Origin of the sequence: Legionella sainthelensi, from assembly GCF_900637685.1 — a bacterium.
Taxonomy (GTDB): Bacteria; Pseudomonadota; Gammaproteobacteria; order Legionellales; family Legionellaceae; genus Legionella; species Legionella sainthelensi.
Genome location: NZ_LR134388.1, coordinates 2,144,361 through 2,168,343 on the forward strand (window position 1 = coordinate 2,144,361; position 23,983 = coordinate 2,168,343).

The following is a 23,983-nucleotide window of genomic DNA, read 5'->3' on the forward strand; positions in this document are numbered from 1 at the left end:
ATCGCTTTATCTACGTTGTTGCGGATTTTATAAATCGGCAACAACACAGGTAAAGTCGCAGACGTCAATTGATTGAGGTGCCTCTAAAAGACTGGCTAGTTATGCATGCTTATTATGTGCTGGATGAGACTCTTTAAGCAAGAAAACTGCGATGAGCAAACTAACTAAAAAGCATATTGGCATAACCATCAAAGAAACCTGATAACTTGTAATACTATATACATGTACTCCATTAACCACATGCCATGAATGAGTATGTTGTAATATATAACCAACTAAAGGCTGAAATATTGCACCACCGATTAATACAGAAAGATTATTAAACCCCGAAGCAGTGCCAACAAGTTCTGGAGGATTATTTTCTTTAACCACAGCAAAACTCACTGTTTGTCCTCCTGCTCCCAAACCGAGTACAAATAAAACAAATGGAGCCCAACCATAAGTTAATCCTGGTACATACAATAATACTAATGTTGCCAATAAACCTAAAACAGCGCTAAGAATCAAAGCTATTCGACGGCTTTCAATTCGATCACTTAACCAGCCTAGCAGAGGACTTCCTACTCCTATCCCAATCCAAATTAAACTGCAGAGCCCTGAAGCAGCAACAACACTAATTTGAAATTTTTCTTGTAAATAGGGCACTCCCCAAAGTGCTGCAAAAACGGCAATTGGAGTCCAAATCGCAAAAGCATATCCTCCTATTATCCAGGTATAACTATGTTTACATACTGCAACAAGTCGTTTCCACTCCTCACGCAGATAATGTTCAGGTACGGATTGATTTTGCTGATGAGGATAATCACGGATAAAAAACCAAAAAAATATCGCTAATATAAAACCAATAACAGCTAAAATAAAGCTTGCATTACGCCAGCCAACACCCGCAATCAAATAGGCTAATGGCATTTCTCCAAATATAGCGCCTACTGAACTCATTAATTGAGCTACTCCGGCCAAAATCGCAAAATAATAAGGAGGAAACCAACGCGATAAAAGAACCAAAACACCTATGAAAGAAAAAGCAGAGCCAATTCCAATAAGAAATCTACCAATACAAGCAGTAAATATACTGTCCGTAGATGCAAAAAATGCCGAACCCAAAGCACATAAAATAATTGCGAAAGTCATCAACTTGCGCGGACCATAACGATCATACAACACCCCTGCCGGCAATTGGGTAGGTGCATAGGCATAGAAATAAAACGCGGAAATAAAGCCAAACCCCTGTCCTGTGACACCAAAAGTCTTCATCATTGATTCCGCCATTACACTGGGCGCTACTTGAAGAATGAATTCATATAAATAAAATGATGCTGCCAGAAAAAAAATAAAATAAGCGGTACCAAGGCGAGCATTTGCTCCTTGAGGTGTATTATCAATATTATATGAGCTCAATTTAAGGTCACTCCGTTTGAAATTCCACATTTAAGCTTATACATATTTACTTTGTCAATATAATCTTAGTATATAAACAATATAACTATTTAAATAAAATAAAGATAATATAAACTTTGACTAAATTTTTGTAGTTTCTGAACAATAGTTTCTATCTTATTTCCTTGAAGAACTTTTCTAGTAACAGATAGGCGCTTGTGTTTAAAGAAAAAAATAGTTGCTCAAAATAATTTATTTTTTTTCTTTTTTAGTTACCTTTACTTCTTGTGTTAATTTGGGGTGAATTGTATTAATTTAAACCATTGAAATCCAAATAGAATCAATTAAACAAGACAGTATAGAATCTGCTTATCGTTCGTTGCTCTCTTCAAAAACAGTATATGCCACACAAAAAATGATCGAGTATTTTAACTTTTGATTAACTAAAGACATTTATGATGTATTTATAGGCAATCATTGAGAGCGCTAAAATGTCTAATTCAAAAGATGAAATTGAAATACCTAATGACTCGCTGTTTGGCATTACAGTTCAAACTTGGGGAACAAAATCAAGAGCAAGCAATGGGATGCTTACATTTGCTGATCAACAGCTTTTTGGAGGTGATGTAGGTCATGCATCTATTAACATGAAATTACCCGTTACATCAACGACAAAAGAATGGATAGAAAACTATTGTTATAAACAAACTTACGAAGAATATAAAAAATCAAAAGGAGAAGATATAAGTTATGAGAAATACCTTGAAGAGGCAGATAAACTAATTCCCATAACGCTAACAAACCAAATAACTCGGGTAGCTAAATATGACTCATCTGGCATTATTTTCCCTACAAATGAAAAAGCATATGAACAAATTTATTTTGATATTGATTGGAGTTGGTGGCCTGGAAGAATACAAAATACCAACGACGATATGATTTGGGAGCGAGAAGGAAAACACTTTGCATACGATGAAAAATGGAAAGAAATTTTAGAACCAGAGCAAAGATTACATCGAGGGAAATTAGGAAGTAGGCTAATGGATTATGCACCTTCGGCGATTATCCACCAAAGAGATATTCCCTCTTGTGAGCTAGATAGAATAACAAGGAAACATCAAATTAATCAAATTGAAGAAAAGTTAAACCTTATTAATTTATTAAGCTCTAAGATTGACGTATTGTCTTCTGCAAAAATAAGTCCGTCTATGGAGTTAATGTTTAAAAACTTGGGTATGAATATCAACCATATTCTTCATCAAACCAAAGAAAAAGGAACAGATCTATCTAACTTAAGTGATTTCAAACAATATCTTTCAACGTGCTTGTATGAAAGAAGATCAGAATTAGAAATAGCACTTCATGATGCTGAAAAGGGTATAAAGACAGAGGATGCTTCAAAAAATATTGAAAATGCTTTTTACGAAATTCAAAATCAATTAGAAGATGTACAAAAGCAAATTGAACATATAGAACAGCAACAAGTGAGCATAGAAAAGTTATTGAAAGAGTTTGAAAAAGATGATTCTGATCAAACTCCCTATACAGTAGAAATAGATAAGTTGGTTCAATCCCTGCCCTTCTTAAAAGATGCAGTACAACTAGAAAACTCTTCTCTATCACCTAAATCCATTGAAAACCTAATAGAGTATATCGACATATTAAAATCAAAACTTTTAGATAAACAAAGTGGAAAAAATGATCAATACCTTAAGTTAATCGAAAAATATGAGCACATGTGTAAGCAATATGAAGATGATGACAGCGGTCTAGCAGATGCGCTGTGGGAAGAAGGAATTGAAGAAAATGATATTAAACAAGCTAGAAAGGAGTTATTACAGTCTGAAAATCCCGAAATTGCAAAATTAACTCATATTCAAGAGCAATTAAGAAGCGACAAACTCACTGGAGTATTGTTGTCACGTGAGTTGGAAGAGTCATTTAATGATTCAGTAAAAGAATGGAAATCGAAGCTCGACGCACCTTGTCAAAGAATCACAAAAGAATCTAAAAAATCAATAATAAGCCAGCTTGAGCAACGCCAAATTGAGCTAACAAAAGAAAAAGGATCACTTCCGGAAACAGAAAATAAGCTTAAAGATGAATTAGCAAAAATAGAAATCGAGTTATTCAAAATAAAAGAATTTTCAGAATTTTATAGTGAAAATGCCTCAGCATACATGGTCATTGGACTACCTCCTGATCATCAAGTATCTTTACCTTTAGCAATGAATGGCAATAGAGGATTACACCCTCTTGCCATGTTGCAAAAAATGAACGAACTTGCTTCACCTGGTGCAAAAAAATTCGATTTACAGACTCATAACTGTTCTCTTACTTCAATAGAGGTTTTGTCAGCAGGAGCAGTTCATGATCCGTTGTTGAAATCTATATTGGAAAAACGTGCTCTGGGTTTTTTTGGAACACCACAACAAGTATTGGAAAATGCTAAAGCAGCAAGAAATACTATCTCTGAAGGAAAACAATTTGGTTTCTTTTCACCACTTACTACTCATAGACCATTAGATCACGCTCTTGGCTATTACGTAGAAAGGTATATGACCTCTGCAACACCAATAAGAAAAAATGCCAATTTAGCTTTAGTTGCTCTTGTCGCTCTAGCTAAAACTCCAAATATTTTTTTTAGAGGCTTGGTAAATCCCAAAGAACAATTTGAAGATATATTATATAACTTAAATCTTATTTATGATCGTAATTCCACCAGTTTAAAAGTAGGAGCAACTTTATTAGCTGCACCTGCATTATTAGTATCAGCCACATTAACTGCTGCCCAAACAGGAGCGGGGATAGTTGGAAGCACTATAAATAAGCCTTTTCACTATATAAGAAATTTATTCAATCAAAATCCTATAAATACAGATGAAGTTACAGGCCCTATGAGTAATGAAAAAATACAAGCAGCGTTACTTCATAGGAAAATCAAATATTGATGAAAATACCCTTATTATTGACTATCACGAGTCTCCTAAAAAGTTAATAGATGAATTTGAATTAAAACTAGAAGAAAATCCTAATAAGGTTGTCATTTTAAGCCCAGAAGCACATGACTCTGTACTGAGCTTTATAATGGCCCATGAGGATGTCGAACTAAAACAAAAATTCTATTCTTGCTGTACCCAGTCATTAATGCGAATTCAGAAGTTTACCCCTAAAACAACAGAAGAAACTGATGAGTTAGTTCAAGAAGCCGCAGCTAAATTTGAAAACCAAACTCCTTCTATAGTCCAAAAACAAGTCGTTGAACCTCAGGATACTCAACAAGAAGAACCTATTGAGGAGAGCAGACTGACTTTTTGCTAATTGGATAAATGGCACCTAATATAGCGGGATGAGTTGAACCAGTTATTGTTCTTAAATCTAAGGGAATAGAATTTATTGTTTGTGCGGCAAGCCAGGCAAACATCATTGCTTCTAAATGGTCAGGACTTATGCCTACATCGGCAATACTTTTTACTTCTATTGCAGGCAATAATTGATTGAGCATGTCTAATAAAGCAAGATTATGTGTACCGCCTCCACATAAGTACAACTTCTCAACATATTTTTTTTCTGTTAAAAGACTATGAGCAATCGTTTTTACGGTAAATACCAGCAATGTTTTTTGCACATTTACAGGCTTATAATCATTACGTAAATGACCTTCCAACCATGCTAAAGAAAAGTACTCTTTACCTATACTCTTTGGTGCTGAAAGATGGACAAAAGGATCTCCCATTAATGATGTAAGCAGAGTCTCAATAACATCTCCCCGCTGAGCCCAACTGCCATGAGCATCGTAGGATTTTCCTTGATGCTTCATAATCCATGCATCCATTAAACAGTTTCCAGGTCCAACATCCCATCCTTTAATTGGTTCATTGGGGTTAATCAGGGTAATATTAGCAATTCCTCCCACATTAACTACAGCTATAGGATTATTTTCATGTTTAAATAGTTCTTGGTGATAAATTGGTGCAAAAGGAGCACCCTGCCCTCCAAGGGCTATATCTCGAGTTCTAAAATCAGCCACTACCGTAATACCGGTTAGTGTAGAAATAGTATGGGCGCATCCTAATTGCAATGTATAGGGAATAGCGCAATTGGTGTCGTGACAAACGGTTTGACCGTGACTTCCTATAGCACAAATATCACTGGGGGATAATTGTGCTTCGTGTAACAGCTCATTGACTGCACGAGCAAACTCTTTTCCGATTAATGTATTTAATTGACAAATAGAAGCAAGACTTAAATTTGAGCCATCCAACAGAATATTAATCCGATTTTTGACCTCATCACTATATCCTATAGTGAGGCCCAACAATAATTTATTTGTAGAGATATCAACAAGTGCAGTATCAATACCATCCATACTTGTTCCAGACATTAAGCCTATGTATAAACTCATTAGCTGTTCCTCAGTTTGAAACAATTATAAAAATTTTCTGTTGTTATCGCAGCAATTTCTTCAACGTCCATACCTCGTAGCTCAGCAAGGGCTTCTGCTACATATTTCACTAAAGCAGGATGGTTTTGTTTGCCTCGATAAGGAACTGGTGCCAAATAAGGTGAATCTGTTTCTATGAGTATTCGATTTAAAGGTATTTTTCGAGCTACCTCTTGAAGGGCAGTTGCATTTTTAAAAGTAAGAATCCCTGAAAATGAGATATAAAAATTTAAATCCATAGCTTTATAAGCTATATCTAAACTTTCTGCAAAACAATGCATAACCCCACCAATTTGAGCCGCATTTTCCTCTATCATCAGTGCGATTGTATCTTCTGCTGCCTCACGAGTATGAATAATCAATGGTTTTTCAGTCTTTAAAGCGGCTTTAATATGCTCTCTGAATCGATGGCGCTGTACTTCTTGCGCCTCATCTGTATGTGTTCGATAATAATCCAAGCCTGTTTCACCAATTGCAATACATGCAGGATTCACAGCTAAATTACACAACATTTCAGAAGTAACAGGAAAATCCATGTCGCTATTTGGGTGAACACCAACAGAAATACTAATATTGGAATAATGCATGGCAAGATTTTTTAATTGCGGATAATCGACCAACTCCACGCAAACACATAAAAAATGCCCCACATCATTGGCTTTTGCTTGTGATAGAACATTTGTAATATCATGATTAAAATCAGCTAAGTCAAGAAAGTTCAAATGACAATGCGAATCAACTAACATGGGATGGCCTCATTAAATAGCAAAAAATGGCGTAGAAAAATTAAGTTTCTTCAGCGCTTTATTATTTCAATAACCAACTAAATTGTATCGGTTATTTGGGGTGATTTTAACATGCCTGCTAAATAGGTCTCTATTTTATTGCACAAATTACTGCTATTTTCTCCCACAAACTGCACCCCTATTCCAGGAGTCTTATTACCTTGAGCACCTTGAGGCGTAATCCATACCACTTTCCCATCAACATCGAAAAGCTCATCCTCATCCATTAGTTTTATGGATAAGCTCACCAGGGCACCAAATTCAATTTTATGATTTGTACGAATAAATATTCCACCATTTTTTACAAAGGGCATATAGGCTGCATACAGCACTGATTCATTAGGAAATATACAGTTAATCTGTTGTTTATCCATACTTAATTTCCTTATTCATCAACCCCAAAAGCAATCTGCTTATCTTATATGATAGCTATTCACCGCGAATCGCCAACAATAGATCCTCTAATGCTAAAGTTTGATTTACATTAATATTATGGCTTAATTTTCTCTGCAATGCATTTATTCTATCAATTTGAGCAAAAATCATAACGGGACTTAATAAACTTGCTAAGCTTTGCAGCTGTTGGGTTGCACACCCAGCATTAATCATTCCATTAATTTGTATTATTTGTATTTGTGAATAAACCAAATACAAAAACCACAACAGAATATTAATCTCAAATTGGCTCCATTGCGCAGCCACAATACATGGATGTGTTTGCTCTTTAATCACAGAAATCAAACCATCTAAGACAAACTCAGCTTGGTTTATAATTTCCATTTGTTCTGATTCTTGAGGATAACGCGCTCCCAACTGCAGAAAATTTAAAGTAGATAAATCAACATATGATGCAAAATGCATTATCTGACATCGACTTAAGATTGTTGGTAATACTGTGCTCAACTGCTGTGCCACCAGTAAAAACAAAATATGTTGAGCGGGTTCTTCCAAAATTTTTAATAATGAATTTGCAGCAGAGATATTCATCCGTTCGGCTGATTCAATCACAATCAAACGATGATTTGCTCGTTGGGGAGTTAAATAAGCATAATCGTGTAGTTCTCTTATTGAATCAACTTTTATTGATCCTCCTTTTTTTTCTGGCTTAATCCACTTCAGATCGGGATGCTCAGAACAGAGGGCCATTCGGCAATCAATACATTCACCACACGGTTTTTCTTCCTTCTTACAAAAAATGAATTGAGCAAATTTACGAATAAACTCACTTAAAGCACAATCTAATGAACCAACAAATAACATTCCTTGAGGCGCACGCCCCTTTTGCCATGCTAATTGAATTTGATTCCATTGAGCCAAATATTTTTCTTCTTTTTGAATATAAGCGATCATGTTTGATGCTCTATAAACTCATCTATTGCTTTTTGAAGCGCTAATTGCACTTTTTTTAATGGAAGTGCGGCATTAATACTTACTACATAGGGATTCATTTTGATGTATTGAAGATAACTATCACGCACTCGATGAAAAAATTCGATTGATTGTTGCTCGATTCTATCAAGTTCCCCCCTTGACTTAACACGTTGCATTCCCTCTTCAGGACTAATATCTAGATACAAAGTCAAATCAGGTTTCAATCCCTGTAATGCAAAGGAAGACAGATGGCTAATCATCTCTTGATCCAACCCTCTACCTCCACCTTGATAAGCAATAGTTGACAATTCAAATCGATCAGCAATAACCCACACACCCTTTTGCAGTGCAGGTTCAATAACTTGTTTCAATAATTGGATTCTAGCTGTATAAAGAAGTAATAATTCACTTCGATCATCCAAAATATCACGATACTCAGGATTTTTTATTAGATTACGTAAAATCTCACCAATAGCCGTCCCACCCGGCTCACGTGTGGTGATTGTGTTGATCTGCCTTTCGGCTAAAAAGTCGATTACTGTATTTACCGCAGTGGATTTTCCTGCACCCTCTAATCCTTCGATAACAATTAACTTCCCCGTTGAAGAGATCATTTAGAAATCCTTTCGTTTATATTGGTTAATTGCTTGTTTTTGCTGTTGATAAGTTTCTGAAAACTGATGTGTTCCATCTCCTTTAGCAACAAAATATAAATAATTAGACAGTTGGGGATGCGCTGCTGCATCCAAAGACTCTTTACCGACCATAGCAATAGGCGTTGGTGGCAAGCCTCTATAACGATATGAATTATAGGGTGAATCAATTTGCATATCATCATGAGATAGTTTTCCCGTGTATGCAGCACCTAAACCGTAGATTACAGTAGGATCCATCTGTAACGGCATGTTTTTATTTAAGCGGTTAATCAGTACTCCTGAAATCAACTTTCGTTCTTGTGGAATAGCAGTTTCCTTTTCGATTATCGAAGCCGCAGTAAGCAATTCATAAGGATTTTTATAGGGTAAATGAGGCGCTCTATTAGCCCAACTCTTATTCAAGTAATTAATTAAATTACGATGCGCGTGCTCTAATAAACTCTTACTGCTACTTCCACCTTGGTACTGGTAAGTATCCGCGAGCAGCAATCCCTCGGCATTAGGATAATTTCCTTTTATATCATTCCAATCACTAGCTTGATAGTTTAGATAAGCGGCTTTTGTTAAATCTTGCGTCACTTTTTGTTGGGTAGTTCCTGCAATAATCGTGAAATTTTGCGTTAAAACATCACCATCTACAACTCGATGAAGCAGTTGTAGTGCCGTTTCGCCAGGCTTTATTTCATATACTCCAGCTTTGAGTTGGGAGGAAAGGCCAGTGTAGCGAATCACCATAAGAAGGGGTGTCCTGGCAGAAATTAAATTTTGTTCCTTTAATGTGTGCACAAACTGTGAGGCCGTAGTAGTTCGATCAAGAGTGATTACTACCGGAACCCCTTGAATAGAAACAAGGGGTTTTGCTATCTGCATATAGATAGGCACAAGAAAAAATATGCAAGACATAAAAAACAGTATTGCAATAGAGAATAGCCACTTTTTATGTCTTAAAAATGCCATTTAGATCCGTTTAAATAAGAGACTACCATTAGTTCCGCCAAAACCTAATGAATTGCTAAGAACATAATTAACATCTCTCTTTTGAGGAGTATAAGGCACATAGTTCAAGTCACACCCTTCATCTGGGTTATCCAGATTAATGGTTGGTGGAACAATTTGATCTCTTATTGCCAAAATACTAAATATCGCTTCTACTGCACCAGCAGCACCTAGCAAATGGCCAGTCATAGATTTAGTAGAGCTGACCGCTAACTCATAAGCATGTTGTTTGAATATTCGCTTAATAGCTTTCGTTTCATTTAAATCGTTTAAATAAGTTGATGTACCATGCGCATTAATGTAATCCACTTGTTCTACATCAATATGCGCATCATGTAGCGCTGCTTCCATTGCACGAGCAGCACCATCGGCATCTTCATCAGGTGCAGTTATATGATAAGCATCCCCAGACATACCAAAACCTACGAGTTCCGCATAAATCTTTGCGCCACGGGCTTTTGCATGCTCATATTCTTCTAATACAAGAACACCAGCACCCTCGCCCATAACAAAACCATCTCTATCTTTATCGAAAGGTCGTGATGCTTTTTCAGGCTCTTCATTACGTTTGGATAATGAACGTACCGCAGAGAATCCAGCTAAACACAGTGGAGTTAAGGTCATTTCTGCTCCACCGCATACCATAACATCAGCATCACCATATGTAATCATACGCCCAGCAAGACCGATATTATGAGTTCCGGTCGTACAGGCGGTGACTACAGAAATATTAGGGCCTTTAAGCTGATGTCTAATCGAAATCTGTCCGGCAACCATATTAATAATGCCCGCCGGAATAAAAAATGGAGAAACTTTTCGAGCTCCACCTGCCATAAGCTTATCTTGGTTATTCGTGATGGTTTGAATACCGCCAATACCTGCACCAACAGCTACACCAACACGCGTTGATAAACTCGCATCAATTTTTAAACCCGAATCAAGAATTGCTTCGTCAGCAGCAGCAAGACCATATTGGGTAAACACATCCATCTTACGAGCATCTTTAAGCGGAACATAGTCCTCAATATTAAAATTCTTAACCTTAGCCCAAATTCGTGTGCTGTATTCATTGGGATCAAATTCTTCAGCCAAAACAACACCACTCACGCCGGCTAATATATTTTGCCAAGTTTCTTTTACATTAAGTCCAACAGGAGTAATCATACCCATGCCAGTAATTACTACACGCCGCTTATTCAATGAAAGCTCCTTAAAACAAACTCTATCCCTCACATGTCTAGCAGGAGAGACGAGATAAAAGCAAAAAATCAGTAAGTGGTCAGCCCCTATGGACGAACAGTATTATTTGGCACATTTTGCGAGAAAATTTTCCTAAGCAATGCTTTATATCACAACTTATATGCTGCACTTACTTAGAAAAATTTTCTCACAAGCTGTACTCAAATCCTACCGCTCACGCAAACATTGATATAGGGGATCTGAGTGATTACAAATATTATGCTTCTTCTTTATTTAAATTAGATTCAATATAATCAATCGCTTCTTGAATTGTGGTGATTTTTTCAGCTTTTTCATCAGGAATTTCTGTTTCAAATTCTTCTTCGAGAGCCATAACCAATTCAACGGTATCTAAAGAATCAGCACCTAAATCATCAACGAATGATGCATCATTCTTTAATTCCTCTTCCTTAACACCCAATTGTTCAACAACAATTTTGCGAACACGCTCTTCAACTGTACTCATAACTTGATTTTCCTCTTTCGGTTGATAGAAATATAAAAACTATAAAGGTATTTTATCATACTACTTCCACTTAACTTTAACTGCTTAGCAAGAACTCCTTTGAGCTAACTTACAGATCAATTCATCAGTCAAATTTAGCATCTAATCCAAAAAAATAGTCAAAGTTAAATGGAAGTGGTATAGTTTATTCATTTATACAGATAACGCAAGTGCATTAATTCATATACATGCCACCATTGACATGAATTGTTTCACCTGTGATATATTTAGCACTTTCTGATGCTAGAAAAGCAACGGCTTCAGCGATATCAGATGGTTCACCAAGCTTACGCATAGGGATTCTTTTTAACATTTCCTCTTTAACCATATCTGGTAATGAGGCCGTCATATCCGTATCGATAAAACCAGGTGCAACAACATTCACAGTAATTCCTCTGCTACCTAATTCTTGTGCTAATGATTTACTAAAGCCGACGATACCTGCTTTGGCAGCAGTATAATTGACTTGGCCTGAGTTGCCACTTGAACCAACAACTGAGCCAATAGAAATAATTCGTCCCCATCGTGCTCTAAACATCGACTTTATACAAACTTTAGTCATCTTATATATAGAGTTCAAATTGGTTTCAATGACTTTATACCATTCATCATCATCCATACGTAACAATAAATTATCAGAAGTGATTCCCGCATTATTTACCAATATTGAAGGAGATTGGTTTTCATCGCTTAGCTTCCCCATCACCTCTTCTATTTGTTCTGAATTAGTTACATCGAGTACAAGGCCTTTTCCAGATAGTTTTTCCTTCTCAAGATAAGCATTGATTGATTGAGCACCCTGTTCTGTAGTTGCTGTGCCAAAAACAAAAGCTCCCTGTTGTGCTAACTTTGAAGCTATTGCTTGACCTATTCCTCGGCTCGCTCCCGTAACTAAGGCAATTTTGCCCTCTAAATTAATCATTTAGTTTCCTTTAAATATTTATTTTAACACCCAGTTTGCCTATGTTCATGCCTGTTTGAGGAACACAACGTATTGAGTAATTGGTTAGATATTGTTGGCAAAGCTCAATTTTGCCATTTATGCAAATTGTTCCTCAACCTGTTCAAGGCTAATAGTATCGTAAACACTGATAGTATTTAAACTCCTATCTATTCGTTTAATTAACCCACCAAGTACTTTTCCAGGCCCACACTCAAGAACAACTTCGATGCCATTTTGTTTAAAAAGTTGTATTGTCTCAACCCATCGTACAGGACTATATAATTGCTCTTGCAATTTTTTACGTATATCTTCTGCTGAATGATAAATACTCAAATCCACGTTACTAACAACATCAATCTTGGGTTTTTTGAATTCGATTTTAGCTAAATACTCACCAAAAACTTCCGCTGCATCAAATAATAAAGGACAGTGGCATGGTACACTTACAGGAATTATTTTAGCCAATCTAGCCCCAGCATCTTCAGCTAATCCCAAAACTCGTGTCACCGCGGGAGTATGACCAGCAACAACAACTTGTCCAATTGCATTATAGTTTGCTGGCGTAACTACTTCATTGGATCGACTTGCTTGATCACATAAATTTTTTACTTGTTCATCAGTTAAGCCAACCAGTGCAGCCATCGCTCCTAATCCTAGGGGCACTGCATTTTGCATTACTTGTCCTCTACGGCTGACCAAACTAGCAGCATCAAACAAGGATAAAGCATCAGCACAAACTAAAGCAGCATATTCACCTAAACTATGGCCAGCTATGATACATGGTTGAACAATACCTTGTTGCATCAGTAACCTGTATATAGCAACATCTGCAGTAAGCATTGCAACTTGAGTATGTTCTGTTTGATTCAGTTTTTCTTCAGGTCCATGTTGTATGAGTTTCCATAAGTCATAGCCTACAGCCTCTGATGCTTCAGCAAAAGTCTTAACCACAATAGAGTATTGCAACTCAAAATCAGCCAACATCCCTATTGATTGAGATCCTTGCCCAGGAAATACAAACGCCGTTTTTACCATGTTAAAAATAGCTCCGAACTAGATTTTAATTTAAATTTACAATTAATTAATAACGAATAACCATAGCTCCCCAAGTCATTCCACCACCAAAGGACTCAATCAATAATAGCTCATCTCGCTTTATTTGATTGGTTTTAATAGAATGATCTAGAGCCAAAGGAATGGAAGCTGCCGAGGTATTGCCTTGGCTACCTATTGTAACAATCACTCGAGACATAGGCAGATCTAACTTCTTAGCTATAGCTTGAATAATACGCATATTTGCCTGGTGGGGAATTAACCATTGAATATCTGCTTTGGTCAATTGACTCGCCTCTAAAACCTCATCAACAACATCTCCCATATATTTGACCGCGATTTTAAAAACTTCATTGCCGCGCATACTTATCATGGCTCGTTGCGTATCAAATGTTCCATTACTTAGGTTTAATAATTTTTCAGCATCGTAAGATGCATGCAATACGCTTCCTACAATACCTTGACGCTCACTTGCACTTAAGACTACTGCACCGGCACCATCACCAAAAAGTACGCAGGTTGCTCGGTCACTCCAATCCACTGCCCGGGACATGCTTTCACTACCAATGACCAGAATATGTCTTGCCATGCCATTCATAATGTATTGTTTGGCAATATCCATAACATACACAAAACCACTGCATGCAGCACCGACATCAAATGCTGGTATAGGTTTTTTAATCTTTAATGCATGTTGGACATAGCATGCTACTCCAGGAAAAAAATGATCTGGAGTACAGGTAGCAACCACTATTAAATCAATTTCATTAGCGTCTAAACCTGATGCATTTAATGCTTGCTCAGCAGCTTGAGCTGCCATATATGATGTAGTTTCATGAGGTTGCGCAATACTACGACTGCTTATGCCTGTTCTGGTGACAATCCATTCATCAGTGGTCTCTAACATTGACTCCAGTTCAAGATTAGTCAGTTGTTTCTCGGGAATATAACTTCCAGTGCCACTAATTACAGCATTTTTCATAACAGCAACCCTTGATTTATAAAATCATTTATTTGAGCACGCACTAAATCAATTACATTATTTTTTACTTCCAAAACTGCTTGCTCTATGGCATGTTGGAACCCAAGTTCATTTGCTCCACCATGACTTTTAACTACAATACCATTTAGACCAAGCATACTCGCCCCGTTATAGCTAGAAGGATCGAAGCGCCTCTTAAGATGCCTCAATGCCGGACGTGCAATTAATGCAGAAAGCTTGGTATACCAGTTCTTACTAAATGATTCCATGAGTAAACTCACAAAAAGCTTTGCAAGGCCTTCACTAGCTTTTAAAGCAACATTACCCACAAAACCATCACAAACGACTAAATCTACTTCTCCGCTATAAAAATGATCTCCCTCAACATAGCCCACATAGTTCATTACTGAGCATTCAGCAAGCATATGTGCAGTACGCTTGACTTGATCATTTCCTTTCATTTCTTCTACGCCAATATTTAATAAGGCGATTTTAGGTTTAGGCTTATTGGCAACTGCTTGTACTAATGCAGATCCCATAACCGCAAACTGAAACAAATGCTCTGCGCAGGAATCTACATTAGCGCCTAGATCAATAACCCAGGTTCTACCTTTTTTCGTTGGTAATTCAGAAACAATTGCAGGCCTATCAATACCAGGGAGTGTCTTAAGAACAAAACGTGCTGTGGCCATTAATGCACCAGTATTTCCAGCACTAACACAGGCTTGAGCCATGCCTTCTTTAACTAAATTAATTGCCACTCTCATAGAAGAGTCTTTTTTGTTACGCAAAGCGTGAGAAGGCAATTCATCCATTGTTACCACTTCTGAGGCATGAACTATAGAAAATTGATCTGAGGACGATACACCATATTTTTTTAAAAAAGCTTGTACCTTATCGTGAACTCCGACAAGTATCAGCTTTAATTCAGGATTATTTTTCGCAGCGCGAACACAGGCAGGAATCACTACGCTTAATCCATGATCCCCACCCATCGCATCAATTGCAATGGTGATATTTTTCAAGAAAATTACTCTTGTTCGTATACGGTATCAGTATCAATAATTTTTTTACCACGATAGTAACCATCTGGTGTCATATGATGACGCAGATGTGTTTCACCAGTAGTTGCATCAACAGAAAGCGTTGGCTTAGTTAAACCGTCATGTGAACGACGCATATCACGACGTGAACGTGATTTTTTATTTTGTTGTACAGCCATTGTATTACTCCTAAACAATTTGCATTCATAAAGCGTGAATATTAGTGTTAATTCAATAAAATTTCAATAAAATTCACTTTGTTCCCATCAAAATTTGATTTATTTCACTGCTGCAATCACTCATTTGCGCATGAAATTGTGGTGCATAAAGATGTAATTCGTCAATAAGCACGTCCTCTAGACTTATTTGTAAATTAGCAGAAACAATACACTCATAATGTTCAAGTATCTGTTCTGCACGTTCATCATTACGACATACCGCAATCACTGTCTTATTATCATATGGAAAATTAAATTCGTCTAGACAGCGCTGACATTCAATAGGTAATTCACCTGTAACATGAAGATAAACGAGGTAAAAATCCTCCTTAGCCTCAACCTGATAAGTCACATGTAAATGACATGGAGCAGTTATAAAATTCGGTAAACGTTCCTTGAGCTCTATTGTTCTATTTTGCGAGCCATGTTTGACCATTTCTTGTAAGTGAAGCATTATTATCTTATCCTAGAATGTTATATTTTTTGCTTTAACGGTGAAAAAACAGTTAAACTCTATTATATAAATCTAAATTTATTAAAATTAAATTTTTTCACTTTTTAATATTAAGCGGTATCTCAATTTTATGAAAGCTAAAGTTATTATCGGAATGTCAGGAGGAGTTGACTCCTCAGTTGCAGCATGGTTATTACAAGAAGCAGGCTATCAGGTTGAAGGCTTGTTTATGAAAAACTGGGAGCAAGATGACAAAGACGGATTTTGTCCTGCAGCACAAGATCTTGCTGATGCTCAAGCAGTATGTAATCAATTGCGAATTCCTCTACATACTGTCAATTTTTCTAAAGAATATTGGCAAAATGTGTTTACTTATTTTTTGAGTGAATATGAAAAGGGAAGAACCCCAAATCCTGACGTACTCTGTAATAAAGAAATAAAATTCAAATCTTTTTTAGACCATGCATTAACCCTTGGTGCCGATTATATTGCAACGGGACATTATGCTAAAAACGTCATCGATGGAGATACTGGATTTTTATTTAAAGCAAAGGATAGAGATAAAGATCAAACTTACTTTCTTCATGCAGTAAATCCCAAAGCTCTGGCAAAAACACTATTTCCCATTGGAGATTATACAAAACCTGAAATCAGAGAGTTTGCCAAAAAGCTAGGATTAGTCACGCAAGCTAAGAAAGACTCAACAGGAATTTGTTTTATTGGTGAAAAACGATTTAAGACTTTCTTACAAGAGTTCATTTTGGCTCGCCCAGGAGAAATCAAAAGTACCGAGGGAGAAATATTAGGAAAACATGATGGATTAATGTTTTATACTATAGGGCAAAGACAAGGTTTAGGTATTGGTGGTCTACAAAACACAACAGATGATCCTTGGTATGTTGTTGATAAAGATATAAGCACTAATACCTTATATGTAGCGCAAGGAAGTCAACATCCCATGCTTTATGCGCATGGTCTTATATGTGGTCCAATTCATTGGTTAGCTGATTGCAGTAATAAATTACCACTTACTTGTTATGCAAAAACAAGATACAGGCAAGCAGAACAAGGATGCATGATTTCTCCTGAAGATGGAAATCAACATTATGTGATGTTTTCAAATCCACAACGTGCTGTTACACCAGGACAATATATTGTTTTTTATGATAAAAACCAATGTTTGGGTGGCGCTACTATTGAACACATTATTAGATAATCCTAAATAAGTAATTGATTTAGGATAGTTAGATTATAATTATATGAATACAACGGGAGTTAAAATGGCTGCTATAGATATATCCCCTACTACCAGTGACATCCGATTTTCTGTTAGTGCAGCAGATAAAGTAGCTGAACTGATTAGAGAAGAAAATAATTTCAATTTGAATCTTCGTATTTCTATTACAGGCGGGGGCTGCTCTGGATTTCAATATGGATTTAGTTTCGATGAAGAGATTAATGAAGATGATACTGTAATAGTACAACAATGCTCCGATGGAACATCGTCAGTAAAACTGCTTATTGATTCAATGAGCTATCAATATTTACATGATGCTGAAATTGATTATACTCAAGGGATTCAAGGGGAACAATTTGTGATCCGAAATCCAAATGCTAAAACCACTTGCGGGTGTGGTTCCTCATTTAGCATGGATGATGAAGAGTAAAAATCATCTTGCCTAGTAAACAGAAAATTAAATTCTGCTTTACTAGAACAAGATCCTGCTCAATAAGGATAAACGATTACCTTAGTCCCTATTTTAATAAAATTATAACTTAGCCATTTAGCATCACTCGGGATCAAACGTATGCATCCGTGACTGGCGTTGTAATGAGGGACTTCATAGGAACCATGTATCGCATAATTTTTAGTAAAATACATGCAATAAGGCATAGGAGCTCCTCCCTTCCCTACGGGGTATCGACTGGAAACACATCCTGGACCGCCCTTGCTCCAAACTGAGAAAACGCCTGAAGGCGTTTTACACCCTCTGTGTATATCCGGACAGTATTTTCTGCCCCCCGAAGCTCTTCCTGTGCGCACTACCTTGCCTTGTGAGTTAATAGCCTTCCATGAAAGTGTATTTGGATTGAAAACAAAAGTATTCGCATCAGCAGGAGACAAACAAAGAAAATACAAGAGTGGAAAGAATAAGGCATAAGCTAGCGACGATAAAATAGGATTTTGTTTTTCCATAATTATTCCCTAATTATTATTCATCTTCACTTTATATTTTAGATTAATTTTTAATCAAAACAAGATTTTTTTGTACAATCAAACAATAATTGTTCTACTATATTAATTGAGCACCTTTAAAAGGATTCAATCATGCGTAGACTTATATCTGCAGTAACAGCAGTTTTTATTAGTTGCACCGTTATACCGTATACAGTACAAGCTGATAGCCCTAGTACTGCTAGCACCACAAGTACTGACACTACAGGTGCGAGTGCATCCAGCACTTCTACTAGTATTACAAAAGATGAATGGTTCAAATCAATTACTCCTTTACTACCTGATCTTATTTGTAAAGGATTCGAAAATGATGCTCAGTTGAAAAAACGACTTGATGATATCAAAATGACTCATGATCAATGTCTGGCCGCAATTCCTGAAAGTGTCAGTAAATGCCAGCAAGATCTCTATGCAAAAATCCCCGATAAACTCACAGATGAGACAGCAGCTACCTGGGGAAAATCCCTTGGAGAATGTATCGGTAAAGATTTTGCGATTAAATATCTGATTCCAAAAAGCTAATAAAATGATAAATAAAAAATATAAATGAAAATTACTTAAGAACAGCCCTCTAGTAAATTAAAGTGAGCTCGAGATTGGATTGTTATTATTTTTTGAGCTCACCGTGCTTAGCGCATAGCACGATAAGGAATAATAACAACAAGTAATTTATTTGATTATTTTTTTGTCACCAAGAGCGTCTGTAACATAATATTGTTCTAGGATTTAAGCAGATTAACTCAAATCCTCTTAAATCACCGCAACTTATATTCACATCAAGGATAACGTGAAGGACTGGTACTTTACCTGGTTTTCATGAGTAAACGGGTTTGTTGCTGAGATAATAAATATAGACAAATCATCATTCGTTGTTGTTTAATATTTTTAAAGCATTGAGCACAAAACAGGAAAGCGCAGAAATTCCTCGAAAATTCTGCGCCAATTATATTTTTGAACCAGAAAAGAAGCATTAATCTTCCCAGTAATTCACTCCAGATTTTTTTTGCAAAAAATCAACAAATAATTGATGTGATTCAAGTTCATCAGAGCTTACTGGCAAAACTACAGAGTTTTCTAAATGAAGCGCAACTGTTTCTTGGCTTTTTGCATTAACATGGATGGAGGCTTCTTCAACTTCTGCAAATAAACTAGTTTGTCCACCAGTCATTGCTAGATAAACAAAAGCTAAAATCTCAGCATCTAATAAAGCTCCATGTAACTCACGATTAAAATGGTCGATTCCATAGCGTTTACATAACGCGTCCAAACTGTTACGTTGTCCTGGATATTTTTCTCTGGCTAAAACCAGTGTATCGGTAATCTTACAATAAACTTCAAGTTTCTTATTCCAGTTAATAAGTTGTAACTCTGAGTTTAAAAAGCCGACATCAAAAGGAGCATTGTGAATAATTAATTCTGCACCACTAATAAACTGCCAAAATTGCTCAGCTACCTCTGCAAATAAAGGTTTGTCCTGTAGAAATTCATTACTTATTCCATGGACACGGAATGCTCCTTCATCTACCAGACGTTGTGGATTGAGATAAACATGATAATGATTTCCGGTTAATTTTCTATCAATTAATTCCACACAACCAATTTCTATAACACGATGGCCGTGCTCATGCCCAATACCTGTAGTTTCTGTATCTAAAACAACTTGTCTCATGCCTTACTCTCTTAACTCTTGAATAGCTTGGTTAGCCAAAGCATCAACGAGGTCATTTTCCAAGTGACCTGAATGACCTTTAACCCAATGCCAATTTATTTGGTGACGAGAAGCTAATTCATCAAGCAACATCCAAAGATCAGCGTTCTTTACAGGCTCTTTTTTGGAGTTTCGCCACCCTTTCATTTTCCAATTAGGCAACCAGTCCATCATTCCTTGTCTTAGATATTGAGAATCAGTGTATAGATCTACAATACAAGAACGTTTTAGAGCCTCTAAACCTTTAATTGCAGCCATAAGTTCCATACGATTATTTGTAGTATGTGCTTCTCCGCCGTGTAAAGTCTTTTCTTGCCCTTTGAAACGAAGTAACACTCCCCAGCCTCCAGGCCCGGGGTTTCCTTTGCATGCCCCATCAGTATAAATTTCGACAATCACGTTGATCCTACTCAATATCCCACAAGTGAAAAAAAGGAGTGGTGAATTCTCCAGCTGAAATTTTCTCTTTTACGAGATCAATATCAGGCGCAAAGAAACGATCACTATCATAAGGTGCTACATAAGACCGCAGACGTTGATGCACCTCTTCCAATAACTGCGATGATTTTAACGGTTTATGAAACTCTACTCCCTGACTTGCTGCTAATAATTCGATTGCCAAAATAGTTGCAGTATTATCATTCATAGCATGTAATCGTCTTGCTGCACTTGTTGCCATTGAAACATGGTCTTCTTGATTAGCGGAGGTAGGTAAACTATCCACTGAATGCGGATGAGCAAGGGCTTTGTTTTCGCTCGCACATGCAGCAGCAGTCACATGGGCAATCATGAAGCCTGAGTTTAAACCACTTTCTTTAATTAAAAACGCAGGTAAATTACTAAAGTTTTTATCAATAAGTAATGCAATCCTTCGCTCCGCATTAGAGCCAATTTCAGCTATAGCTAAAGCAAGATTATCAGCTGCCATAGCAACAATTTCACCATGAAAATTACCTCCTGAAATAATTTGTTCTTGCTCACTAAAAACTAGAGGATTATCAGAGATAGCATTCACTTCTACCTGCAAAGTCTCCTTTACAAATTGGATTTGATGAAGCACCGCGCCCATAATCTGTGGTTGGCATCGTAATGAATAGGGATCTTGTACACGAGCACAATCAAGATGTGACTCTCTGATCTGACTTCCTGCTAATAACTCTCGATAACATGCGGCCACACTTCGCTGAGCTTCATGGCCTCGGACTTTTTGGATTCGATCATCGAAAGGAACATCACTGCCATTTGCTGCATCAACAGATAATGCCCCCGCAATCAATGCTGTTTCGAACAGATTTTCCGTAGCAAACAACGCGGTTAAAGCAATTGCTGTTGAAACTTGTAATCCGTTTAAAAGAGCTAGTCCCTCTTTAGCCTCTAATTCAATTGGTTTTAGACCGGCGATTTTTAAACCTTCTACCGCACTTATTTTTTTTCCTTGATAACGTACCTCTCCTACCCCAAGTAAAGGTAAAGACATATGCGCTAAAGGGGCTAAATCACCTGAAGCACCAACAGAACCTTTAGAAGGAATACAAGGGTAAATCTTATGATTGTATAGAGAAATTAGAGTTTCAATGAGTTCCAAACGTACCCCAGAATAACCTTGCGCTAAATTATTTATTTTAAGCAATAATATTAAAGAAACGATTTCATCCGAAAGTAATTCACCAGTACCACAAGCATGGGAAAGCACAATGTTTCTTTGTAATTGTTTTAAATTCTCTGAAGAGATAGTTTGATTAGCTAATGAGCCAAACCCTGTATTAATGCCATACACTGTTTTTTTATCAAGAATTACTTTTTTAACAGTCTGGCGTGATGCATCAATTTTCGCCAATGCATCTTCAGCTAAGCTACACTTTAACTGTTGATTTAAAACGTGCTTAATTGACTGTAAAGTCAATGCACCAGGTTGAAGAATAAAATGTTCGGCCATTCAATTAACTCCTTGCTATTTTAAAACATATAGCCTGGGTGCAGCAAAGCGAAACCCGGGAAATCGTACTATAAAAACTGGGGTCCGTTTCGCTGCCCCCTGAGTCACCTACCGGCTGACTGAAATCCGTGCACTCCAATCTGACATTTTTACTTGGGAATGGAACACGAGACTCAGATAACATTTTAAACTTCCATAGGCAGCCAAAGTGAGTTTTCTTTAGCGCAATTTTTTGCAATCTCATAACCTGCGTCAGCATGACGCATCACACCAGTAGCAGGATCATTATGCAGGACTCGCGATATTCGCAGTGCGGCTTTTTCTGTTCCATCAGCCACAATAACAACGCCTGCATGTTGTGAAAAACCCATTCCAACACCACCACCATGGTGAATGCTAACCCAAGTTGCACCACTGGCACAATTGAGTAACGCATTGAGTAAGGGCCAATCAGAAACTGCATCGCTACCATCCATCATGCTTTCTGTTTCGCGATTAGGGCTTGCCACAGAGCCTGAGTCCAAATGATCACGCCCAATTACAATAGGTGCTTTAAGTTCTCCACTACGAACCATTGAATTAAATATTAATGCTAAGCGTGCACGATCTTTCAAACCAACCCAACAAATTCTGGCTGGTAACCCTTGAAATGAAATTTTCTCTTTTGCCATATCTAACCAATGATGCAGATGAGGATTATTCGGAATAAGTTTTTTTACCATTGCATCAGTAGCATAAATATCCTCAGGATCTCCTGATAAAGCCACCCATCTAAAAGGTCCTATCCCCTCACAAAATAGGGGTCGAATATAAGCAGGAACAAAACCTTCAAATGCAAAGGCATTTTTTTCCCCTGCTTCAAAAGCCATTTGCCTTATATTATTGCCATAATCGAAAACAGGGATACCTCTTTTTTGAAATTGCAACATTGCATGAACTTGAACTGCCATCGATTTTTTAGCTGCCGCTACAACTTCTTCAGGAGCAGTTTTGCGCAATTCAGCTGCATGTTCTAAAGTCCAACCTGCTGGAAGATAGCCGTTTAATGGATCATGGGCACTTGTTTGATCGGTAACTAAAGCAGGAGAAACTCCACGTTCAACGAGCTTAGGAAATATTTCTGCCGCATTACCTAATACAGCAACAGATAATGGAGTTTTTTTCTCACAAGATTCGTTTATCCAATTTAAAGCTTCGTCTAAATTTGTAGTATAACGATCTAAATATTTAGTTTTAAGGCGCTTCTCAATTCTTGATAAATCACATTCAACAGCTAAAACACTTGCTCCTGCCATTGTGCCAGCCAAAGTTTGCGCTCCCCCCATACCTCCTAAGCCACCTGTTAAAATCCAGCGTCCCGCTAAACTTCCTTCATAATGTTTTCGCGCCGCTGCAACAAAAGTTTCATAAGTTCCTTGTACAATACCTTGAGAACCAATGTAAATCCAACTGCCCGCGGTCATCTGTCCATACATCATCAACCCTTTTTTATCTAACTCATTAAAGTGTTCCCAAGTAGCCCAATGAGGAACTAAATTAGAGTTAGCAATAAGTACTCGCGGTGCATCTTCATGAGTAGTAAATACGCCGACTGGTTTCCCTGATTGAATTAATAAAGTTTGGTGTTCTTCTAATGATTTAAGAACGTCTACAATCTTGTCAAAGCACTCCCAATTACGTGCTGCTTTCCCCAGACCACCATAAACAATTAAAGAATTAGGATCTTCTGCTACATCTGGATCAAGATTATTGCAGAGCATACGAAGTGCTGCCTCTGTCAACCACGTTTTAGCTTGCTTTTCAGTCCCACGATTAGCCCTAATTACCCGATTTTGGGTGTGTCCATTCATACAAACTCCCCTATAGAGAATCAAATAGAAGCATCATACACCAGAGAAATTTCAGCGCATAGACATCTATATCGCTTACGAGGTAATAAATTTTTATTTTACAAACATACAGAAGATTTTTATCGAGCGGGGAAGTCTATATCATAGTGTAAACACTGTTTGTTATTTTTAATATGCTTCATAATTG

General features: G+C 37.1%; 25 protein-coding genes. 5 read left to right on the plus strand and 20 right to left on the minus strand.

The annotated features are described in order from the left end of the window. Positions 1 to 99: 99 nt before the first annotated feature. Positions 100 to 1,398: an MFS transporter gene (locus EL220_RS09460; RefSeq protein WP_027269753.1), complete on the minus strand. Its 1,299-nt coding sequence runs from the start codon at positions 1,396 to 1,398 to the stop codon at positions 100 to 102. 470 nt (positions 1,399 to 1,868) lie between these two features. On the opposite strand from EL220_RS09460, the gene EL220_RS09465 reads away from it, so the two are divergent. Both EL220_RS09465 and EL220_RS09470 read left to right on the plus strand, forming a co-directional pair. Continuing rightward, positions 1,869 to 4,328 carry a coiled-coil domain-containing protein gene (locus EL220_RS09465; protein ID WP_051544689.1) on the plus strand — a complete coding sequence of 820 codons (2,460 nt, stop codon included), beginning with the start codon at positions 1,869 to 1,871 and terminating at the stop codon, positions 4,326 to 4,328. Beyond that, positions 4,282 to 4,698 carry a hypothetical protein gene (locus EL220_RS09470; RefSeq protein WP_051544688.1) on the plus strand — a complete coding sequence of 139 codons (417 nt, stop codon included), beginning with the start codon at positions 4,282 to 4,284 and terminating at the stop codon, positions 4,696 to 4,698. The genes EL220_RS09465 and EL220_RS09470 overlap by 47 nt, the downstream gene beginning before the upstream one ends. Here the strand turns inward: EL220_RS09470 and EL220_RS09475 are convergent. The 14 genes from EL220_RS09475 to EL220_RS09540 all read right to left on the minus strand — a co-directional run bounded on the left by EL220_RS09475 (position 4,667) and on the right by EL220_RS09540 (position 16,066). Next, complete coding sequence (locus EL220_RS09475; protein WP_027269752.1) at positions 4,667 to 5,782, minus strand: anhydro-N-acetylmuramic acid kinase; 1,116 nt, start codon at positions 5,780 to 5,782, stop codon at positions 4,667 to 4,669. The genes EL220_RS09470 and EL220_RS09475 overlap by 32 nt on opposite strands. Continuing rightward, positions 5,782 to 6,567 (minus strand): TatD family hydrolase, encoded by a 786-nt coding sequence (locus EL220_RS09480; RefSeq protein WP_027269751.1) that lies wholly within the window; start codon positions 6,565 to 6,567, stop codon positions 5,782 to 5,784. The genes EL220_RS09475 and EL220_RS09480 overlap by 1 nt, the downstream gene beginning before the upstream one ends. A gap of 77 nt (positions 6,568 to 6,644) precedes the next feature. Next, a complete protein-coding gene (locus EL220_RS09485) occupies positions 6,645 to 6,980 on the minus strand; it encodes a PilZ domain-containing protein (protein ID WP_027269750.1) in 336 nt (111 codons plus the stop codon). Positions 6,981 to 7,035: 55 nt separating this feature from the next. Next, positions 7,036 to 7,956, minus strand: a complete 921-nt coding sequence (locus EL220_RS09490) for a DNA polymerase III subunit delta' C-terminal domain-containing protein (RefSeq protein ID WP_035905610.1) — start codon at positions 7,954 to 7,956, stop codon at positions 7,036 to 7,038. Then, complete coding sequence (tmk, locus tag EL220_RS09495; RefSeq protein WP_027269748.1) at positions 7,953 to 8,591, minus strand: dTMP kinase; 639 nt, start codon at positions 8,589 to 8,591, stop codon at positions 7,953 to 7,955. The genes EL220_RS09490 and tmk overlap by 4 nt, the downstream gene beginning before the upstream one ends. Next, positions 8,592 to 9,590 (minus strand): endolytic transglycosylase MltG, encoded by a 999-nt coding sequence (mltG, locus tag EL220_RS09500; RefSeq protein ID WP_027269747.1) that lies wholly within the window; start codon positions 9,588 to 9,590, stop codon positions 8,592 to 8,594. Next, entirely contained in the window at positions 9,591 to 10,829 is a 1,239-nt protein-coding gene (gene fabF / locus EL220_RS09505; protein WP_027269746.1) for a beta-ketoacyl-ACP synthase II, read from the minus strand. Positions 10,830 to 11,085: 256 nt separating this feature from the next. Then, a complete protein-coding gene (gene acpP / locus EL220_RS09510) occupies positions 11,086 to 11,334 on the minus strand; it encodes an acyl carrier protein (protein WP_003631752.1) in 249 nt (82 codons plus the stop codon). A 214-nt stretch (positions 11,335 to 11,548) separates the two neighbouring features. Continuing rightward, positions 11,549 to 12,295 (minus strand): 3-oxoacyl-ACP reductase FabG, encoded by a 747-nt coding sequence (gene fabG, locus EL220_RS09515; protein ID WP_027269745.1) that lies wholly within the window; start codon positions 12,293 to 12,295, stop codon positions 11,549 to 11,551. A gap of 117 nt (positions 12,296 to 12,412) precedes the next feature. Further along, positions 12,413 to 13,351 (minus strand): ACP S-malonyltransferase, encoded by a 939-nt coding sequence (fabD, locus tag EL220_RS09520; protein ID WP_027269744.1) that lies wholly within the window; start codon positions 13,349 to 13,351, stop codon positions 12,413 to 12,415. A 46-nt stretch (positions 13,352 to 13,397) separates the two neighbouring features. After that, positions 13,398 to 14,351 carry a beta-ketoacyl-ACP synthase III gene (locus EL220_RS09525; RefSeq protein ID WP_027269743.1) on the minus strand — a complete coding sequence of 318 codons (954 nt, stop codon included), beginning with the start codon at positions 14,349 to 14,351 and terminating at the stop codon, positions 13,398 to 13,400. Then, positions 14,348 to 15,376 carry a phosphate acyltransferase PlsX gene (gene plsX / locus EL220_RS09530; RefSeq protein ID WP_027269742.1) on the minus strand — a complete coding sequence of 343 codons (1,029 nt, stop codon included), beginning with the start codon at positions 15,374 to 15,376 and terminating at the stop codon, positions 14,348 to 14,350. The genes EL220_RS09525 and plsX overlap by 4 nt, the downstream gene beginning before the upstream one ends. Positions 15,377 to 15,381: 5 nt before the next feature. Then, positions 15,382 to 15,573, minus strand: a complete 192-nt coding sequence (rpmF, locus tag EL220_RS09535) for a 50S ribosomal protein L32 (protein WP_027269741.1) — start codon at positions 15,571 to 15,573, stop codon at positions 15,382 to 15,384. A 73-nt stretch (positions 15,574 to 15,646) separates the two neighbouring features. Then, positions 15,647 to 16,066, minus strand: coding sequence for a YceD family protein (locus EL220_RS09540; protein WP_027269740.1), 420 nt, complete (start codon positions 16,064 to 16,066; stop codon positions 15,647 to 15,649). Positions 16,067 to 16,196: 130 nt separating this feature from the next. On the opposite strand from EL220_RS09540, the gene mnmA reads away from it, so the two are divergent. Both mnmA and erpA read left to right on the plus strand, forming a co-directional pair. Further along, complete coding sequence (mnmA, locus tag EL220_RS09545) at positions 16,197 to 17,282, plus strand: tRNA 2-thiouridine(34) synthase MnmA (protein WP_027269739.1); 1,086 nt, start codon at positions 16,197 to 16,199, stop codon at positions 17,280 to 17,282. A gap of 64 nt (positions 17,283 to 17,346) precedes the next feature. Beyond that, positions 17,347 to 17,733, plus strand: a complete 387-nt coding sequence (gene erpA / locus EL220_RS09550) for an iron-sulfur cluster insertion protein ErpA (protein WP_027269738.1) — start codon at positions 17,347 to 17,349, stop codon at positions 17,731 to 17,733. 59 nt (positions 17,734 to 17,792) lie between these two features. On the opposite strand, the gene EL220_RS09555 is transcribed toward erpA, so the two are convergent. Beyond that, a complete protein-coding gene (locus EL220_RS09555; protein WP_027269737.1) occupies positions 17,793 to 18,263 on the minus strand; it encodes a L,D-transpeptidase in 471 nt (156 codons plus the stop codon). Positions 18,264 to 18,395: 132 nt separating this feature from the next. Here EL220_RS09555 and EL220_RS09560 point away from each other — a divergent pair, with 132 nt between their 5' ends. After that, positions 18,396 to 18,824 carry a hypothetical protein gene (locus EL220_RS09560; RefSeq protein WP_035905606.1) on the plus strand — a complete coding sequence of 143 codons (429 nt, stop codon included), beginning with the start codon at positions 18,396 to 18,398 and terminating at the stop codon, positions 18,822 to 18,824. 448 nt (positions 18,825 to 19,272) lie between these two features. Here EL220_RS09560 and dnaQ read toward each other — a convergent pair whose 3' ends face one another. The 4 genes from dnaQ to hutU form a co-directional block, all read right to left on the minus strand. After that, entirely contained in the window at positions 19,273 to 19,971 is a 699-nt protein-coding gene (gene dnaQ / locus EL220_RS09565; RefSeq protein WP_027269735.1) for a DNA polymerase III subunit epsilon, read from the minus strand. Between the two features lie 3 nt (positions 19,972 to 19,974). Further along, positions 19,975 to 20,409 carry a ribonuclease HI gene (gene rnhA / locus EL220_RS09570; RefSeq protein ID WP_027269734.1) on the minus strand — a complete coding sequence of 145 codons (435 nt, stop codon included), beginning with the start codon at positions 20,407 to 20,409 and terminating at the stop codon, positions 19,975 to 19,977. 7 nt (positions 20,410 to 20,416) lie between these two features. Then, entirely contained in the window at positions 20,417 to 21,946 is a 1,530-nt protein-coding gene (gene hutH / locus EL220_RS09575) for a histidine ammonia-lyase (RefSeq protein ID WP_027269733.1), read from the minus strand. A gap of 185 nt (positions 21,947 to 22,131) precedes the next feature. Then, the gene (hutU, locus tag EL220_RS09580) at positions 22,132 to 23,796 is read right to left on the minus strand and encodes a urocanate hydratase (protein ID WP_027269732.1); all 1,665 of its coding nucleotides are present in this window, start codon (positions 23,794 to 23,796) and stop codon (positions 22,132 to 22,134) included. Positions 23,797 to 23,983 lie beyond the last annotated feature (187 nt).

Bases quoted from the DNA above. Each gene is read 5' to 3' on its own strand.
- erpA (WP_027269738.1), top strand. From the start codon at position 17,347: ATGGCTGCTATAGATATATCCCCTACTACCAGTGACATCCGATTTTCT.
- fabD (WP_027269744.1), bottom strand. From the start codon at position 13,351: ATGGTAAAAACGGCGTTTGTATTTCCTGGGCAAGGATCTCAATCAATA.
- EL220_RS09540 (WP_027269740.1), bottom strand. From the start codon at position 16,066: ATGCTTCACTTACAAGAAATGGTCAAACATGGCTCGCAAAATAGAACA.
- hutH (WP_027269733.1), bottom strand. From the start codon at position 21,946: ATGGCCGAACATTTTATTCTTCAACCTGGTGCATTGACTTTACAGTCA.
- EL220_RS09525 (WP_027269743.1), bottom strand. From the start codon at position 14,351: ATGAAAAATGCTGTAATTAGTGGCACTGGAAGTTATATTCCCGAGAAA.
- hutU (WP_027269732.1), bottom strand. From the start codon at position 23,796: ATGAATGGACACACCCAAAATCGGGTAATTAGGGCTAATCGTGGGACT.
- mltG (WP_027269747.1), bottom strand. From the start codon at position 9,590: ATGGCATTTTTAAGACATAAAAAGTGGCTATTCTCTATTGCAATACTG.
- tmk (WP_027269748.1), bottom strand. From the start codon at position 8,591: ATGATCTCTTCAACGGGGAAGTTAATTGTTATCGAAGGATTAGAGGGT.
- acpP (WP_003631752.1), bottom strand. From the start codon at position 11,334: ATGAGTACAGTTGAAGAGCGTGTTCGCAAAATTGTTGTTGAACAATTG.
- mnmA (WP_027269739.1), top strand. From the start codon at position 16,197: ATGAAAGCTAAAGTTATTATCGGAATGTCAGGAGGAGTTGACTCCTCA.
- EL220_RS09465 (WP_051544689.1), top strand. From the start codon at position 1,869: ATGTCTAATTCAAAAGATGAAATTGAAATACCTAATGACTCGCTGTTT.
- dnaQ (WP_027269735.1), bottom strand. From the start codon at position 19,971: ATGAGACAAGTTGTTTTAGATACAGAAACTACAGGTATTGGGCATGAG.
- EL220_RS09490 (WP_035905610.1), bottom strand. From the start codon at position 7,956: ATGATCGCTTATATTCAAAAAGAAGAAAAATATTTGGCTCAATGGAAT.
- EL220_RS09475 (WP_027269752.1), bottom strand. From the start codon at position 5,782: ATGAGTTTATACATAGGCTTAATGTCTGGAACAAGTATGGATGGTATT.
- EL220_RS09555 (WP_027269737.1), bottom strand. From the start codon at position 18,263: ATGGAAAAACAAAATCCTATTTTATCGTCGCTAGCTTATGCCTTATTC.
- rpmF (WP_027269741.1), bottom strand. From the start codon at position 15,573: ATGGCTGTACAACAAAATAAAAAATCACGTTCACGTCGTGATATGCGT.
- EL220_RS09485 (WP_027269750.1), bottom strand. From the start codon at position 6,980: ATGGATAAACAACAGATTAACTGTATATTTCCTAATGAATCAGTGCTG.
- fabG (WP_027269745.1), bottom strand. From the start codon at position 12,295: ATGATTAATTTAGAGGGCAAAATTGCCTTAGTTACGGGAGCGAGCCGA.
- EL220_RS09560 (WP_035905606.1), top strand. From the start codon at position 18,396: ATGCGTAGACTTATATCTGCAGTAACAGCAGTTTTTATTAGTTGCACC.
- EL220_RS09470 (WP_051544688.1), top strand. From the start codon at position 4,282: ATGAAAAAATACAAGCAGCGTTACTTCATAGGAAAATCAAATATTGAT.
- EL220_RS09480 (WP_027269751.1), bottom strand. From the start codon at position 6,567: ATGTTAGTTGATTCGCATTGTCATTTGAACTTTCTTGACTTAGCTGAT.